This is a genomic window from Fictibacillus marinisediminis (assembly GCF_023149135.1).
GTDB lineage: Bacteria > Bacillota > Bacilli > Bacillales > Fictibacillaceae > Fictibacillus_C > Fictibacillus_C marinisediminis.
In genome coordinates, this window is the sequence record NZ_JAIWJX010000002.1 from 3,761,621 (window position 1) to 3,778,255 (window position 16,635).

Genomic DNA, 16,635 nt, shown 5'->3' on the forward strand with positions numbered 1-16,635 from the left:
ACCCTCCGTTTCATAATTCATGTTCTTACGCAGATTTATCCCATTGCCTGTTCTCCAGGGGGCCGGCAGACAAAATGGTCTCTGTTTCTCTTTTTCCAGGAATAAGGTAGGCGATCACCAAAGCCAAGCCCAATCCGTGCGTTAATAAACCGGTCAGCAGCGCCGTATTGGTCAATGAAAAAGCCGGGATCCCAATCAGCAGGCATGCCACCCGCAGATCCTTATGCTCGGAAACACTGTCATACAGCAGCAGGATGAACCCAAGCAATAAGGGGAAAATGAACAGTCCCCAAAACCCGAAGTTCGCGAAGCCGTCTGCCCAGATGTTAGCGTTCGCCGACATCTCCTGGCTGTGAAAATAGTAAGAGCCGATCAGATATGGCGGGTTCAGGCTGTATGGATAATCGATAAACGATTTAAAGATGCTGTGCGCCAGATGCACCTGCTCATGGGAAGAAAAGAAATCATAATACAGACCGGTCAGAAATCCAGGAGTGATCAAAATTCGACGGACAAAAAGTGAAGAAAAAATGAGAGAGCCGAAACCGGCTTTCGCGATCCAGCCGATGATGATCAGCCCCATTGCCCCTGCCATCGTAAAGTACCCAAACCGCTTGCCATGCTTGTACATGGCCATCAGGATGGCAATGATGAGGGCGCCCGAAAAGAACACACTTTTATAGCCAGTGATGGAAAAGATGGCTCCCTGTCCCAATAGTGCGGCAGCGGTCATCCACAGCTTCTTCTTTTTCAGTCCATACCCGAGAATTAACGGATTGAGCACGTTGGCCTGCCAGGAGATCAGATAGGCGGCCAGCCCCGAGCTTTGCTGAGCTGCTTCCTTGTAATCCGAACGCACATCATAAACGTTCAAGAGTGAAACAAAGCTCAAGGACATGCCAAACGCTTTAAAAATGAATACATAGGAGATGAGACTCAGCGAGAAAATGAATCCCCAGAAGCAGGCTGCCGGCATTTTTACAGATGAAATGGACAGCAAAGGCACCTTATAAATGAGGCCAAGCATGCCGAACGATAGGAAAAGGCTGGCGTGAAACCATAAAATTTGCTCAAGAGGCAAAGGCAGGGTATGAACCGTTACGAGAATGGCAGGTACATATACCATCACAAACAGCAGCCAGTAAACGACCTGCGATGGCCTCGTGATTTTGACAGGCATCCAAAGTGCTGGGACGACCGCAAACGTGTAGGCAAATAGCAGCTGCGTCATGCTGACCGGCAGATACACATAGCCCATGTACGAAAAATTGACCGAGATGACATGGCTGTAGATTAACTGTAGCACCACACCGTAAAGCAGTGTCAGCGTGAGGATATTCAGCTTTTTCATCATATTGATCAGCTCCCTGCTCTATCCATTTGCTTAATCGCGGCGACCGTTAGCAGATAATGCGCCGCATACATCGCAAACATGAACATTCCATAGATCATGACTGCCGTCCCTGCTGACATCCCCATATCTTTGACGACCATAAAAATAGCCAGAATAATGACGACTCTCCCCAGGTCCCAATAAAACTGCCAGCTTTGTTTCTCGATGATATACAGTGTCTGGGACAAGGGAACGACGACAAAGTGCCCCAGAAACATGAGAGACAGCGATTGAACATAGAGCCCCGCTTCTCTCCACTCAGTGCCAAAAAACAGGCTGAACAAATAGGGCGAACCGACAAACAGAACAGCGATTGGCAGCACTCCGATAAGAAATAACTTAACCGCTGTTTTTTGGTACAGGTCCATTATCCCCTCATTCTTCTTCAGACGGTCGGAGGCTTCACCAAAATACACCTGTGAAACCGATTTTCCGATCAGCAGCATTGGCATTCCGATCACTCTCTGGCCAAGCGCAAACCAGCCTCCCGCCGCCGCTCCAAAAAAGGAAATGATCAAAAGCGGCGCCAACTGCTGTCCGATCCCGTTCAATAAAGCCGACCAGCTTGAAATGAGAGGAAACGATCTGTATCGTTTGGCTGACTCTATGATGCTTTTAACCGTAATCTCCTTTAGAACCTTTGAATCTTCCTTCAATAAAGACAGACTCAGCCTGCCGCTGCCCATCACTCTTCCGGCCGCATCCCCAAGCAGAAGACCGGACGGCCGAAACATGAGAAGACCGAAAACAACCTGTATAGCAATCTGTCCGAAGCTTTGCGTCACTTTTGTTCTCGCAATATCTTTAAAGGCGCCTTTACGCACCGCCCAATAATTCAGCGACTGGTAGATGCCGACTCCCAAAAAGCTGAGCAGCAGAAGCCACAAATAATCGATAAGACTTTGGAATGTTTGAAATTTCTCAAGCTCATGTTGAAATAGAAAGAAGATGACTGCCATGACACCTCCCATAAAGAAGGTGATCATCATCGATAAAACGAGCAGACTGGCTGCGGTACGGTCGCTTTTGGGCAAAGGGATCGTCATCTCATATCTCCAAGAAGCAATAACAGCGGCTATGGAAAGTACAGAAACGTAGGTTTGAAGCAGTCCAAAATCCGCTGGTGTATACAGTCTTGTCAGGACCGGGGAACAAAGAGCAAGCAGCCCTTGAGCAAAGGCGGTCCCTCCCGCCAAAACAAGAATGTTTTTTAAGAACCGGCTTTTTACATTTGTGTTTCCAAGTTTTTTTAATGGTTGTACTACCTTCGCGATCAAAGCAGGCCCCCTTTTAGACGTATTCTACTTCTTTGGATTCATAGCTTTGTTCGTTCGTCATGAACAGAAGCATTTTCTTCAGCTCTGCATCGCTGATGTCCATGGACCGGTTGATCAGCCTTTTGATCTGCGCCAGTTCGGCCTTCACCGATTTCCCGACGTAAATTTTCGGATAGATCTGTTCCGGATGTACTTCATTCTCATTGAGCAATTCCTCGTACAGCTTTTCTCCTGGACGGATACCGGAATATTCAATGCCGATCTCTTCATTTTCAAAACCGGAATAGCGGATTAGATTTTTTGCCAGATCCACAATCTTTACCGGTTCCCCCATATCCAGTACAAAGATTTCACCTCCATTTGCCAGTGCACTTGCTTGGATCACAAGACGGGAAGCTTCCGGGATCGTCATAAAATATCGCACCATCTCAGGGTGAGTTACGGTAACTGGGCCGCCGTTCTTAATCTGTTCTTTAAACAGAGGGATCACGCTTCCCCTGCTGCCTAATACGTTTCCAAATCTCACCGCGACAAACCGGGTGGAGCTGATGGTATCCATATGCTGGACGATCTGCTCAGCGATTCGTTTGGTCGCTCCCATCACACTTGTAGGATTAACGGCTTTGTCCGTGGAAATCATGACAAACGTTTTCACATGGGCGGCCGAGGCAGCTTCGGCCACGTTTTTTGTCCCGATAATGTTATTCTTCACAGCCGCTTCAGGATTCCGCTCCATGAGAGGGACATGCTTATGGGCCGCAGCATGGTAGACGACTTCCGGCTGAAATTGTTCCATGACCTCCACCATTTTTCCATAGTCCTGAATGTCTGCAATCACGGTTGGAAAATCGATATGTTTAAACCGCTGTTTAAGTTCCCGCTCGATCTTATAGATGCTGTACTCTCCATGACCGAGCAATACAATCTGTGATGGATTGAACTGTGCAGCCTGGCGGCAAATCTCAGAGCCTATGGATCCGCCCGCACCTGTCACGAGCACTGTTCTCCCATTGATTTTGTCAGCGATGGCATTCACATCAAGCTCGACCTCTTCCCTGCCGAGCAGGTCCTCGACGGAGACATCTTTTATGGAGCTGATGGATAGTTTCCCGAGCACCAGGTCTTCAATTTTAGGAAGAATCTGTACGTTTTCACATACAAGCTTTGCCTGTGTAATCACTTCCTTGGTCCTTTTGGGACAAGCAGATGGCATGGCGATAATGATATGTTCGATTTTGTTTTCCTTCACGATCGAGGATAGATCATCGACTGTTCCTTTCACATCGATTCCCGAGATCGCAAGGTTTTTTAGCTGAAGGTTATCGTCAGCAAACGCTACAGGGATCAGATCTGTCTGCTCTGTCGCTTTTAATTGCCGTGCCAGTATTCGTCCAGAATCCCCAGCGCCTATGATCAGTGTCCTTTTTCCGGGAGTCCGCAGTTTGTTGTTCATCCTTTTCAGGCCTAAGGTAAAACGGCAGGCGAACCTGACACCGCCAAGAAAAAGAATATGCAGCATCCACGCAATGATTAAGGCGCGCTCGTAGACCGTGTGAAAAAATACAAGCTGGGTCATGACAGTCAGCAGGACGGAAGACGTGACGATAGTAAAGATACCTGCTAATTCTTCCATACTGGTATATCTCCAGGCACTCCGATAGATTCTGAAAACGTACGAAAATAAATGATGGCTTCCCAACAGAACTAAAGAACTTACAGCAATGATTAAATTGACCTTTGCGGCATAGGGATTGAGGAAAAAGTGAGATAAATAAATGGAAAGGAGAACGATAAGCGAGTCAATAGTAATCAAGAAAGTGAATCGGCTTTTATAACTCATTTCAATTTCCCCTGTTATTAAATTTTTTCTTCCTTAAAATTTATATTGTTTAAAAAATACCCATAAGCCTTCTCTTCCTGATCGGAACAGGCAACTCGGAATAGATCGCACTGCCTTCCGTTAATGAATAGGCATTCTCCTGGAAATACAGGGCTTTGCTGCTGCCAAACTGCCTGGATATTTCATCGTACGCCTCTCTTAGGCAAAACCTTCTCGAAGAAATGTTATGGGCATCAGAGGCAATGAAATGTGTAAGGTCGTGACTGATCAGTTCCTGCGTGTACGATTTGGTCTTTTTACCGAAATCTCCCAACAAACTTCCGGCAGTAACCTGAGTCAATGCCCCTTGTTCCACAAACTCATAAAGCAATTCGGGATTTTCCAGCAGTTCTGTGTTCCGCTCTGGATGAACGATGACAGGTACATAACCTTTGACCAGCATTTCATGGAACAGCTCGTGCGTATAGTTAGGCACCCTTGTGAAAGAAAACTCGATGAACAGATATCGCCCTGTTTGATTTAAAGACAGAAGCTGCTCCAAATCCTGTACCATGCTGCGATAGATTCTGATCTCCTGGCCCGGCAGGACAGTTAATGGGAGTCCTTCCTCTGTTAAACGAGTGTTTAAGCGGTACACCTGTTCCAATATGGAAGATTTTTCGTTTTCAAAGGTCCCGTTTCGGTGATGAGGTGTGGCGATCACATGTGTGATGCCCTGGTCCAAAGCGTCTCGGGCCATATCGAGACTTGCTTCAATATCAGGTGCTCCGTCATCAATTCCCGGCAGTATGTGTGAATGGATATCAATCATGGTGCCCTCCTCTAGCTGCAGTTTATCCTCCGTAATAATACAGCTGTTCTTTTCTTTGCTGACCATTGAGCACGGCGCCAAGCATTCTGGATTTGGCTTTTTTCAGCTGCTCGTTGGCTTTTGCGGCTGCCTCTTTTTCAGTGATACCGCTGGCCACCACCAGAAGGCAGCCATCACATTTACTCGCAAGAATCTGTGCATCTGTCACTAAGAGAACAGGGGGTGTGTCGAAAATAATGTAGTCAAAGCTTTCTTTTACGTCGGCAATCAAAGACTCCATCGCGAGAGATGCCAGCAATTCAGACGGATTGGGCGGAATCGGTCCGCATGTCAGCACTGAAAGTCCGGGAATGGCCGATTCCTGAAATGCGCGTTCTAAGGCTATTTCCTTCGTTAGGACGGTGGTTAGTCCATGGAGGTTAGAAAGCTGAAAGGTATAATGGACTGTTGGCTTTCTGAGATCAGTGTCAACAAGCAATACTTTTTTTCCTTGCTGTGCAAGCACCACTGCTAAATTAGCTGCAGTTGTCGACTTCCCTTCTTCCTTTCCAGGAGAAGTAAGCATGATCGTCTGGCACTTCTGATCGATAGACGAAAACTGAATGTTGCTTCGGATTGTCCGATATTGTTCAGAAACAGGGGATTTCGGGTTTTGCTGCGTGATCAGGCTGCGTGACAGGTTCTTTAGGCTGCTCTTCAGTTTACGACTCAACCGTCTCACTCCTTACTCCGTTTGGCGTGACTGGTGCTGAAGCCTTCGTTTCTTTGACGGTATCCATCTTCGGTATGGCTCCAAGCACCGGCAGTCCCGTTACGATTTGAACATCCTCTTCCGTTTTGATGGTGTTGTCCAGATATTCAAGAAGGAATGCCAAGCCTGCTCCGATCATTAACCCGATGACTAAGCCAATCGCAATGTTCAAAATTGGACGGGGAGCGACAGGCACTGGATTTTCATCAGCTTTGGATAAGATACTGACATTATCAACATTCATGATATGCGGTATTTCTTTTTGGAAGATACCGGCGATCGTATTGGAAATTTTAGCTGCCTCTGCAGGATCACTGTCTTTAACTGTAATTGAAAACACTTGAGAATTTTCCTGGCTGTTCACACTGACTTTGTTGTTCAGCTCATTGATGCCTCCGTCAATGTTCAGCTCATCCGCTGCTTTTTCAAGGATCGCCGGACTTTTAATAATGACGCTGTACGTATTGATCATTTCAACATTGGTGCGTACGGCGTTAACATCAAACGGCTTGGCATCCTGCTTCTCTTCATTCACTAAAATTTGTGCAGATGACTGATAGGTTGGATCCATCACATAATATGAAACAGCCCCTGCAATTCCGGCAAGAACCAGTGCAGACAAAATAATAAGCATATACCTTCTTTTCAAGATAAGCATGATATCTCGTAAACTGATTGTCTCTTCCATCTAGACCTCCTATTTTTCAATCGTTGAAAATTTCAAATTGAGTATAGCAGGAAAAGATGTCGATAAAACGGGACTATAGTTGAACTCTGGCGAACATTTACAATTATTTAATAACATGACATTTTATGCACTTTTATTCCGTTAACTTCCATTTCAGTTCAGTGTATATAGGATGTTTTTATGTGAGGAGGTTTGGATAGATTTGAGGTTGTCTTTGATTAAATGCAGTAAGGGAAAAAGGGATTTCAAGAGGAGGGTCATAGGAGCAAAACGCACAGCTTTGTTTAAGGAAACAACAACCATTCCCTGCATTTTGAAGTAAACCCTCTTAATGTATACTTTACAAATTTTACATAAACCGGTTCTAACTGCCTGTATCTTTTTAACTAAAACTTTTTTATTTCGTGTTGAATCGTGGAATAAAAGAGAAAAAAAAGTGGTGCCAGGCACCCGCAATTTGCGGTGCCTGGCACCATTTATAAAAACATATACCCCAAAATCTCCGGCAGGCGTTTTCTCCAATCGGCTTCGTTATGTATGCCGCCTTCGACTACGTCATAGCGGCAGTCACTCACCTTATCCTTCATGATCTCGTACACCCGGTCGCTTGAATCGATATACATCTGGTTATTTACATTTCCGGAGTCTTCCTTTGTACCAACGTCCATGTAGAATTTTTTCACGCTGGAAAGGTCGCTGTCCCGGATCAGCTCTTCAATCTCCTGCTGGTTGAACCAATAGGCAGACGAAACAGAAGCTACCCGAGTGAAAATGAGCGGATAGGCGCAGGCTGCGTATGTCGAGATCAGACCGCCCATCGAGCTTCCCGCCATCAGCGTGTCATTGCGCTGGGTACGGTATTTTTGATCGATCAGGGGCTTGAGTTCATGTACGATATAATCGATGTATTTTTCACCCCCGCCGCCGTAAGCATTTTTATCCAGGTTCAGCTTGTCTGCAATGCCGGCATTCTCCCATGGACCGTACTCATCCAGACGGTCAGTTCCATCCGCACAATCAATACCGACGACAATCAGCTCAAGACCGCTTTCTTCTATATAATCCTTTACACCCCAGGATGTGCCGAAGCTCGCATCCTCATCACGGTACAGGTTCTGTCCGTCATGCATATACAGGACTGGATATGTTTTTCCGCTAGTTTCATAACCATTCGGCAGGCAGACCCTTACCTTCCGTTTCCTCTGAAATGGCGTGATGACAACTTCGAACGTATCGATCATTTTCCACTCTCCCATTCTATCGGTTTTCTTACATCATGACGGAATGAGAGCGGAAATTGCAAACCTTTTTTAGTGGGCTGGTTTCTTTTTGTTTTGATAAGGAAACGCAGCAACTGTGTTTTTGTGAAGAGGTGTTAAAGGCTTATCTTTATCCAAAGCATCTTCATGAACCGGGTTTCGCTTCATGTTCACAAACGCGGAAACGTTCGTCAGAATCCCCATTGAGAACATGATGACCAGAAGTGATGACCCGCCATAGCTTAGAAAAGGCAGTGGAACACCGGTAACTGGCAGGAGCCCTGTGGCAGCGCCAAGATTAATGAACGATTGGATCCCGATCATACTGGCCACTCCGAACGCCAGCAGCCGGCCGAATGTATCTTTACAGCGCAGGCCAATGATAAATCCTCTGATCACGATGTAAAATAATCCTGTAATTGAGGCCAGAGCACCAGCAAATCCAAACTCCTCCGAGACGTTGGCGATGATGAAATCTGTCTGTCCCTCTGGCAGGTATCCATACTTTGTACGCCCGTTCCCGAGCCCTACCCCTTCCATTCCTCCAGCAGAAATGGCGACATAGGAATTGATAAGCTGATAGCCCTCTTTCTGGTGTTCAAATGGTGAGTAGGCTCCCTTAAAACGGGAAAGCTGTTCATCACTCGCCACAAACATGAAGAAAACAATCATCAGTACTGCCGACGATACCGAAAGAATCGCAACATGGCGAAAGCGTATCTTCGCACAAACCAGGATACATGCCGCAATGGAAACCAGGATGAGCATCGAACCGAAGTCAGGCTGCATGAGAATAAGGAAGGCAATAAGCCCAACGACAACTAACGGTGGTGCAATGGCCTTGTTAAAGTCGGAAATGTAGGATTGTTTCTTCGATAAAATCGATGCCAAGTAGATGATGATCGCGATTTTTGCCGCTTCAGCCGGCTGGAGATTAAACCCTCCCAGACTGATCCACGATTGCGCATTATTAACGACCTTTCCCAAAACAAAAACAAGAATTAATAGAAAGACCGTCACCGTAATTAATAGTTTTGTTAGTTTCATATACGCTTTGTATGGAAAGATAGAGGAGAGACAAAAAACCACAAAACCTCCGAGTACAAAAATGAGCTGCCGATTAAAGAAGAAATCAGCTTCTCTACCATAATTAAATGCGACCCAATAGCTGCTGCTATAGATCATGACTAAACCAAATATACATAAGCCGGCAGTGGCCACTACTAAACTATAATCCATATTCTTTATTAATTTTTTCAGCATAATTTGATCACCCACTCTTATTCTACTCTATATTGGAACATCTTGGATGATAAATTATGCGACAAAATCGCGACATTATCCTCCGAACCGGACAAAAACAGACAGCGTTCACTGCTGCCTGTTTTTTTTTAACTATCCATTTAATAGAAGCTATTTTACAACTCCTCTATTAATTTTACTTTTTTGTAACAGCCCCTCCACAGGCAGGACTCTCAATACTATTGCAGAAAATAATAACCATAAAGCTATGGGGGTGCGATTCTTGAACAAAGACACGTTTGATCTCTTTTTAGTAGAAGCTTCAACAGACCAAAAACGGCAGCGGGCGGTTTACACGGTCTCCTCTGTCCAGGAAGCCTATGATAAATTCATGGGAGAACTCAAAGCCAACCCAGAGATAAACCAAAAATTAAAATCACTCACCATCAAAAGCGGAACGGTCTCGTATGATATTTTCAAGTAATAGATTTAAATTAAGAATCCCTCTCCTTTTATAGGAGGGGGATTCTTAATTTGGTGCCAGGCACCGCGATTACACACTTGTGTAATTGAGGTGCCTGGCACCCTTAAAAGAATGGCACTTCATTTTCTTTTGTTCTAACCCATCTAATCCCTGCCATGATCCAGTCAGTGTTATGCGGCCATCCGGAAGCCATTCCGGCACCAGCCTTCCTACACCTCCCCGCAGTTCGTTGTGCTTGTTCACATGATGGTATTTAAAATGAAGCTCTCCTTCATTATCAACCATGCCGACCAATCTCCCGCATTGAATGCCATCTCCGGTATAAGTGGCACGAACGATCAAACCTTCCTGAATGCAGGTAAAGTAAATAGGTGAACGTTCATGTTGAACATCTTGTTCCGGCACAGACACAAATACTTGATTGTGATAGGTAGCCATTGGTTTACACGCCTCTCCTTTTTATTTACAACAGGCTTGTAGTACATATCTTTATGCAACTATACGGAAAAATGGCTATAGAAAATAGAAATTCGTAATATTTTCTAACAGGGAATTTTTCATGGGTTCCTTTTAGGTTTAGATTAGTCTATTTTTGTTAAAAAACATGTCGCAGATGGTTGCAATCTATGTCTACATTTATTTTTCCATCGCCTACATTTATGTTTATCCGCCAAACGTTGAATCTAAACGACAGATCACCTCATATTTCCCGGAAAATAATCGACACCATCAATCTTTCTTCTTAACGTGAACAGCCTGAGCAACCTTTACCACCAAACGTAATAACGGTTATCGGTTTACGCAATTCCTGCTGTTTTCGCGCATCGCTGCATCTAATTCGCAACAAATTTATCACCCCCATGTAAACTATGATGATTTCAAAGGAATGCCTGTACTTGAGGCTTATTTTTCTTTATAAAAGGCTGTTGTCGTAACCTTTGTTGCTCTTGAGTGGTTGATTTCCGCTTCAGGAGGCTCGCTTTCCGCGGGGCGTGCGCTGAGCCCCTCGGCGCAAGCGCCTACGTGTCTCACCTGTCCCGCTGGAGTCTCGCACCTTGCACTCCAATCAACTTGTCAATGAAGACTTTTTATAAAAAATCTTCTCCATGCAACAATTTGTTAGAATAGAGCTTTATAAAAATTTAACTGTTCAGCCCTCCATGATGATGGTATTCTAATTAATGGTATTTATTGAATATAAAGGGGAAGTGGTGAGGATATGGCTCAAGACAAAAGAATGGGATTTGTTGTTTTGGCGATGGCATTGGGGCTATTCATGTCTTCGTTGGATAACACCATTGTTTCAGCCAGCATTAGTCAAGTTATCAAAGACATTGGCGGCTTTGACAAAATGAGCTGGATTTTCACAGCTTATATGCTGGCAGCGACCAGTACAATGCTCGTTTTCGGAAAAATGAGTGATTTGTTTGGACGCAAGTTGTTTTATTTGATTGGGATCAGCCTGTTTCTGATTGGATCCGCGCTCTGCGGAACGGCTCAGAACATTGACCAGCTGATTTTTTACCGTGTCATCCAGGGTGTCGGATCAGGAGCGATATTTCCTATTTCCTTTACTATTATCTACTCCGTCTCAACCGATCCGAAGCAAGCAGCTAAGATGTCGGGAATTTTCGCAGGAATCTTTGGAATCTCCTCTGTTCTCGGGCCGCAGATCGGCACATGGATTTCCGAGTCTTCCTTATTAGGCTGGAGATGGTGCTTTTACGTGAACGTTCCTTTTGGTTTGCTATCGATTGTTACGCTGGCCATCGCTCTAAAAGAATCCAAATCTGACTTTAAACCTAAGGTTGATTACTTAGGAACATTGCTGCTCGTTTCCTCTACCGTCCTGCTTCTGCTTGGACTGGAGTGGGGAGGAAAAGATTATGCATGGGATTCAGCACAGATCATCGGACTGTTTTCCGGAGCCGCAGTATCCATTGCGCTATTCCTATTGGTAGAACGAAAAGCGCAGGAACCGATCCTTCCGCTTTCCATCTTTAAAAATAAAATGGTCCTCGGAACAAGCATCGTCGTGTTTTGCCAAGGTGCGATCATGTTCTCGGCCATCACCTACTTGCCTATTCTTTCTGTGGCGGTCATCGGGAACGAAAACTCGAACAGCGTACTGACGCCGATGATGTTTCCGATCATGGTTGGGGCTATTACAGCCGGTTTCCTTTGTACCAAATTACGATTCCGCACGATCATGGCTTTTTCGATGGGTGTCGGAGTGATCGAAGCATACTTGCTCGGCACCATTACCCATGATACGGCCAACTGGGTCGTAACAGGTGTGATGATCGCACTCGGCCTTCTCGTTCTTGGGCCTCTTATGAGTACTTCACAAAATGCGGTTGCTCAGTCTGTAGATAGTAAATACATTGGGATCGCCTCTTCGGTCGTCGGCTTCTGGCGAAGCATCGGAGGTGTTATGGGAGCAGCCATTACCGCTACGATCGTTAATAACGATTTAAAAGACAAAATGAAGGAATTTGCAGCGTCCTCTCACCTCCCAGCAGATAAAGCGGAGCAAATGGCTAAACCGGAAATTTTGATGCAAAAAAACATTCAGCTGCCTCCTCAAGTCGTCACCTTTTTGAGAGATGCTGTTGAAAAAGCTCTGCATCACGGATTTTATCTCGCATTAACCGCTTGTGCCATTGGGTTCATCGTCGCCCTGTTCGTCGGCGGCGACCGGTATGTGATGGGCAACCGCGCACAGAAAACGGAAGCGAAAGAAGAAGTCACCGCAAGTTGATAGATTTAAAGAAACGGACTCCTTTTACAGGGAGTCCGTTTCTTTATTGGAGGACGATTGTTTTTGCCTGCTGCCCGATTCCGCCTGCTCCAAACCTACGAAAAAAACCAGGCTCAACACCAGCCTAGGTACTATACTCTCTCTTACAGCTCTATTTTCGCGACATCTTCCCAGTAATGGCACAGAACGCGCATCCCTTTATCAAAATTCTCAAGGTGGAAGTGCTCATTTGGTGCGTGGAAGTTTTCATTCGGCAGGCCGAATCCCATCAATACGATCGGCAGGTTAAACAACTGTTTAAAGGTTGCGATGATCGGAATGGAACCGCCGCTTCTTATATAGGAAGTCTTCACATCATACACTTTTTCATAAGCCTCACCTGCTGCCTGAACATAAGGATGATCGATCGGCGTCAAGTAAGGATGGCCTTGATCAAAACGAGACATTTCTACTTCAACTCCAGCTGGGAGGTGCTTCGTGATATGCTGTTTGAGCTGTTCAACAATCTTATCAGGATCCTGATTCGGTACAAGGCGGCACGAAATTTTCGCATGGGCTTCTGACGGCAGTACGGTTTTCAAACCTCCGCCCTGATAGCCGCCATAGATCCCGTTCACCTCAAGAGTCGGACGGGTCCATGTGCGCTCAAGGTAAGAGTAGCCTTCTTCACCGTATAACTCATTCACACCTAATTCCTTCTTCACTTCCTCCTCATTAAACTGAAGGGAAGCAAACTCTTCCTTCTCCTGCTGAGTCACAGTCAAAACATCATCATAGAAACCATCCACCAAAATATGTCCGTCCTTACTATGGAAGGAGTCAACGATTTTAACGAGTGCATGAATCGGATTCTGAATCGCCCCGCCATAAAGTCCGGAGTGAACGTCCCCGCTCGGTCCCTTCAAGTCAATCTGTAGGCCGCACAATCCTCTAAGTCCGTAAGTGATGGCCGGCTTTCCTTTTTCGATCATGCCTGTATCCGAAACCACGATCAGGTCAGCAGCAAACAATTCCTTGTGTTCCTCCGCAAAAGCAGGCAGGTTGGGGCTTCCCATCTCTTCCTCGCCTTCAATACAGAACTTGAAGTTCAACGGCAAGGTACCTGTTGTTTCTAAAAAAGCTTCCAGCGCTTTCAAGTGCATAAAGGTCTGGCCTTTATCATCACTCGCCCCACGGGCATAGAGCTTTTCCTCACGAATCTCCGCTGAGAACGGCGGGCTGTTCCATAGCTCGACCGGGTCGACAGGCTGGACATCATAATGGCCATAGATGAGGGCAGTCGGCTTTCCTTCTGCCTTAAGCCATTCCCCATACACGACCGGGTGTCCTTTTGTCTCATATACCTTTACATTATCCATGCCCAGCTGGCGCAAGGATTCTGCGGTCCATTCCGCTGCTTTTTCCATATCTCCCTTGTGCTCTGTCTGCGTCGAGATGCTCGGAATGGCAAGAAAATCTTTCAGCTGGCTCAAATGGGTATCCCTGTTGCTTGCAAGGTACACTTCTATTTTTTCGTTCATGGTATGTACTTCCTTCCCTCTTCGAATTATTGGTTTTTTTCCAGCAATTTTACCAACCGCTTAGGCGCCGTCCGCTGATAGGCTTCAAGAATCAGGCTATGAATCTCTTTCCAGTTCATTCCGCCTGAATGGTAGATCGAGGTCCAGCCGTGCTGGCCGATGTATGCGGGTCTGAAAAACCGCTCCTCTTGAAGAAGTATTTCCTGTGTTTCCGGCAGTGTTTTTATCGCCAATGAAGTGCCCTGTTCATTCTCTCCCATGATGACGAAGGGCTTGTCCTTCACACGGAACGACGTATGGCCAAAACCGTCGACATGCTCCGTGACTTCCGGAAAACCTATACAAATTCCCCGGACCTGCTGAAGCATCTGCTTGCCTGTCTCTGAAACGATTTCTTTATGGCTTGCCACTCACGTACCCTCCTTTAAAAGGTCCATTCCGAACGTTTCCTTCAGTCCTTTTTTCCCCTCTTCCGTAATCTTTACCGCACGGATTTGTGGTACGCGCTGTATCCAGCCCAGCTCAAGCAGCCGTTCCAGCAGCGCTTGGCCAAGCGCACCAGCCAGATGATGGCGCCGTTCGCTCCAGTCCAAACACCGATGAGAGAAGGAGCGGCGTTTTTTGCTAACCCTTTCAAGGGAAATGCCCAACTCACTGAAAAATCCCTCTCCCTTTTCAGTAACACTGAAGTTCTCGTGATCCTCACGCAGAACACCGGCATCCAGCAATGCATCGGTCAGCTGAACTCCGACGCTGCCCGCCAGATGGTCATAGCACGTTCTCGCAAACCTCATCGCCTTGTCCTGTAAGGACTGTTTCAGTGATTTGATTTTGACAGGAGGGGCAATCAAAAGAAAAGACTCCATTACTTTCGCGACCTCTTGGTTATGAATGCCATAATAGCGGTGCCTTCCTTGTTTTTCCTGTGCGATCACACCGGCCTCCTGCATTTTTGACAGGTGAAAGCTTGCTGTCTGCGGTTTGATGCCGGCCATGCAGGCCAGTTCGCTCGCCGTATGAAATCGGCCGTCCATCAAGACCGTTAATATGGCCGCGCGTGAAGATTCGCTTACGATAGAAGCAATTTCAGCCACATTCGATTGTACCATCAATCTCATCGCCTCCTTTTACATCCATACTTCGATGAACATCGAAGAATTCCTCCTTTATACTGGATCCGAATCCAACAAAAGGAGAATACAAATGAAGACTCTGCCAAACACCTCAAGCATCACACCGAAAATTTTATACTACGGTACACCTGTCGTTCTGCTGACCACATTAAATGAGGATCGCACGGTCAACATCAGCCCCATATCGTCCTCCTGGGCACTCGGCAACTGTATCCTATTAGGCATCGGACTCGGCGGAAAAGCCATAGAAAATCTGGAGAGAACACCGGAATGTGTGCTGAATATACCGGACGCCTCGCTTTGGGAACAAGTTGAAAGACTTGCTCCTTATACAGGAAAAGATCCGGTTCCACCATACAAACAAGAGCTTGGCTTCACCTACAAAAAAGATAAGTTTGAAGCAGCAGGTTTCACTTCCACTTCATCCACTTCAGTCCAGCCAGATAGAATCGCAGAATGCCCTCTGCAGATTGAAGCCGAAGTAAAGCAGATCCGGATTCCCGAGTACTCACCGTTCTTTGCGATTGTGGAGACCCAGGCTGTCAGCGTTCATGCCCACACCGGCATCATCAAGGGGGAAAATCACATCGATCCTGCTAAATGGAATCCTTTAATCTATAATTTCCGCCACTACTTCAGTCTTGGGGAAGAGCTTGGAAAAACATATCGTTCGGAGACGTAAACTACCGCAGATTCAATAGGGCCCCTGAAAGAAGGAATTTTTGAAGGACCAAACACAACCCCCATCCGCCGATTCCGAGTACAATCGACAGAAAAAAAGGCATGGAATGCTTAAGTGAAAAAGCGACAACAAAAATCAAGACGATGGTGCTCGGCAGCCCGTACAGAACACCATATAAAAACTGGCTCAGGTGATCGGTCCGCTCTCCTTGTGTATAGAGCCAAAACAGACTTAACAAGCTGACCAGCGGAAGAGCCGCGATAATTCCTCCATAACGGGGGGAATGTTTGGCAAGGGCGGTAATCATACCGATCACCAGCGCCGAAATTGTAATTTTAACGACTGTATACATGCTTTGCCTCCGTTCTTAGCTTCTCAAACGCGTCCAAAATCTCTTGTTGCTCTTTTTTGCTCAAACGGCCCAGAACGTTCTGCAGTTTTTCTTCGTCCAGTTCGGTGTTCCGTTTGAGTACTTCCTCTCCTAACCCGGTCAGCTTCACATATACCGCTCTCTTATCCGTCGCTGATCGTTCTTTTTGAGCATAGCCTTTATCGATCAGCCGCTTCACATGTTCGGATGCGGAATGATGCGTAATCTGCAGGACATCTGCCAAAAAGGCAACCGTGGCATCCTTATTCTTTTTCACCGCCTGCATGCATCTCACATTTTGGTGGGTCAACCGTTCTTCGTGTTTGTAATGCAATAAATAGTACAGATCGGTCCATATCTCATTTATGAATTGAACATTCATCCTCTTCACCTCTTTTTATATCGTACAATACGATACATATTT

At 46.0% G+C, this 16,635-nt stretch carries 17 protein-coding genes; 3 read left to right on the top strand and 14 right to left on the bottom strand.

Going from position 1 to position 16,635, the window contains the following annotated elements:
• Positions 1 to 25: 25 nt before the first annotated feature.
• The 8 genes from LCY76_RS19775 to LCY76_RS19810 form a co-directional block, all read right to left on the bottom strand.
• Positions 26 to 1,354 carry a hypothetical protein gene (locus tag LCY76_RS19775; protein WP_248254061.1) on the bottom strand — a complete coding sequence of 443 codons (1,329 nt, stop codon included), beginning with the start codon at positions 1,352 to 1,354 and terminating at the stop codon, positions 26 to 28.
• 5 nt (positions 1,355 to 1,359) lie between these two features.
• Positions 1,360 to 2,670 (bottom strand): lipopolysaccharide biosynthesis protein, encoded by a 1,311-nt coding sequence (locus LCY76_RS19780; protein ID WP_248254062.1) that lies wholly within the window; start codon positions 2,668 to 2,670, stop codon positions 1,360 to 1,362.
• Between the two features lie 13 nt (positions 2,671 to 2,683).
• A complete protein-coding gene (locus LCY76_RS19785) occupies positions 2,684 to 4,510 on the bottom strand; it encodes a polysaccharide biosynthesis protein (RefSeq protein WP_248254063.1) in 1,827 nt (608 codons plus the stop codon).
• Positions 4,511 to 4,559: 49 nt separating this feature from the next.
• Positions 4,560 to 5,321 carry a tyrosine-protein phosphatase gene (locus tag LCY76_RS19790; protein ID WP_248254064.1) on the bottom strand — a complete coding sequence of 254 codons (762 nt, stop codon included), beginning with the start codon at positions 5,319 to 5,321 and terminating at the stop codon, positions 4,560 to 4,562.
• Between the two features lie 22 nt (positions 5,322 to 5,343).
• Entirely contained in the window at positions 5,344 to 6,033 is a 690-nt protein-coding gene (locus LCY76_RS19795; protein WP_248254065.1) for a CpsD/CapB family tyrosine-protein kinase, read from the bottom strand.
• The gene (locus LCY76_RS19800) at positions 6,023 to 6,760 is read right to left on the bottom strand and encodes a YveK family protein (RefSeq protein ID WP_248254066.1); all 738 of its coding nucleotides are present in this window, start codon (positions 6,758 to 6,760) and stop codon (positions 6,023 to 6,025) included. The genes LCY76_RS19795 and LCY76_RS19800 overlap by 11 nt, the downstream gene beginning before the upstream one ends.
• A 476-nt stretch (positions 6,761 to 7,236) precedes the next feature.
• The gene (locus LCY76_RS19805) at positions 7,237 to 8,001 is read right to left on the bottom strand and encodes an alpha/beta hydrolase (protein ID WP_248254067.1); all 765 of its coding nucleotides are present in this window, start codon (positions 7,999 to 8,001) and stop codon (positions 7,237 to 7,239) included.
• A 69-nt stretch (positions 8,002 to 8,070) separates the two neighbouring features.
• A complete protein-coding gene (locus LCY76_RS19810; RefSeq protein ID WP_248254068.1) occupies positions 8,071 to 9,282 on the bottom strand; it encodes an FtsW/RodA/SpoVE family cell cycle protein in 1,212 nt (403 codons plus the stop codon).
• A 262-nt stretch (positions 9,283 to 9,544) separates the two neighbouring features.
• Between LCY76_RS19810 and LCY76_RS19815 the strand changes: the two genes are divergently transcribed.
• Complete coding sequence (locus tag LCY76_RS19815; RefSeq protein WP_248254069.1) at positions 9,545 to 9,745, top strand: hypothetical protein; 201 nt, start codon at positions 9,545 to 9,547, stop codon at positions 9,743 to 9,745.
• 69 nt (positions 9,746 to 9,814) lie between these two features.
• On the opposite strand, the gene LCY76_RS19820 is transcribed toward LCY76_RS19815, so the two are convergent.
• Positions 9,815 to 10,183 (bottom strand): avidin-fold protein, encoded by a 369-nt coding sequence (locus tag LCY76_RS19820; RefSeq protein WP_248254070.1) that lies wholly within the window; start codon positions 10,181 to 10,183, stop codon positions 9,815 to 9,817.
• Positions 10,184 to 10,964: 781 nt separating this feature from the next.
• Here LCY76_RS19820 and LCY76_RS19825 point away from each other — a divergent pair.
• Entirely contained in the window at positions 10,965 to 12,506 is a 1,542-nt protein-coding gene (locus LCY76_RS19825) for an MDR family MFS transporter (protein WP_248254071.1), read from the top strand.
• Positions 12,507 to 12,649: 143 nt separating this feature from the next.
• Here LCY76_RS19825 and LCY76_RS19830 read toward each other — a convergent pair whose 3' ends face one another.
• The 3 genes from LCY76_RS19830 to LCY76_RS19840 are packed head-to-tail and all read right to left on the bottom strand — an operon-like array spanning position 12,650 to position 15,138.
• On the bottom strand, positions 12,650 to 14,026 hold the full coding sequence (locus tag LCY76_RS19830; RefSeq protein WP_248254072.1) for a dipeptidase: 1,377 nt from the start codon (positions 14,024 to 14,026) through the stop codon (positions 12,650 to 12,652).
• Between the two features lie 26 nt (positions 14,027 to 14,052).
• Positions 14,053 to 14,436 carry an MmcQ/YjbR family DNA-binding protein gene (locus tag LCY76_RS19835; protein ID WP_336606268.1) on the bottom strand — a complete coding sequence of 128 codons (384 nt, stop codon included), beginning with the start codon at positions 14,434 to 14,436 and terminating at the stop codon, positions 14,053 to 14,055.
• Positions 14,437 to 15,138: an ArsR/SmtB family transcription factor gene (locus tag LCY76_RS19840; protein ID WP_419714958.1), complete on the bottom strand. Its 702-nt coding sequence runs from the start codon at positions 15,136 to 15,138 to the stop codon at positions 14,437 to 14,439.
• A 91-nt stretch (positions 15,139 to 15,229) separates the two neighbouring features.
• Here LCY76_RS19840 and LCY76_RS19845 point away from each other — a divergent pair, with 91 nt between their 5' ends.
• Positions 15,230 to 15,841: a flavin reductase family protein gene (locus LCY76_RS19845; protein ID WP_248254073.1), complete on the top strand. Its 612-nt coding sequence runs from the start codon at positions 15,230 to 15,232 to the stop codon at positions 15,839 to 15,841.
• A 1-nt stretch (position 15,842) separates the two neighbouring features.
• Here LCY76_RS19845 and LCY76_RS19850 read toward each other — a convergent pair whose 3' ends face one another.
• Entirely contained in the window at positions 15,843 to 16,193 is a 351-nt protein-coding gene (locus LCY76_RS19850) for a DUF3147 family protein (RefSeq protein ID WP_248254074.1), read from the bottom strand.
• Positions 16,177 to 16,593 (bottom strand): MarR family winged helix-turn-helix transcriptional regulator, encoded by a 417-nt coding sequence (locus LCY76_RS19855; RefSeq protein ID WP_082316118.1) that lies wholly within the window; start codon positions 16,591 to 16,593, stop codon positions 16,177 to 16,179. Before LCY76_RS19855 ends, LCY76_RS19850 begins: the two co-directional genes overlap by 17 nt.
• Between the last annotated feature and the right edge of the window lie 42 nt (positions 16,594 to 16,635).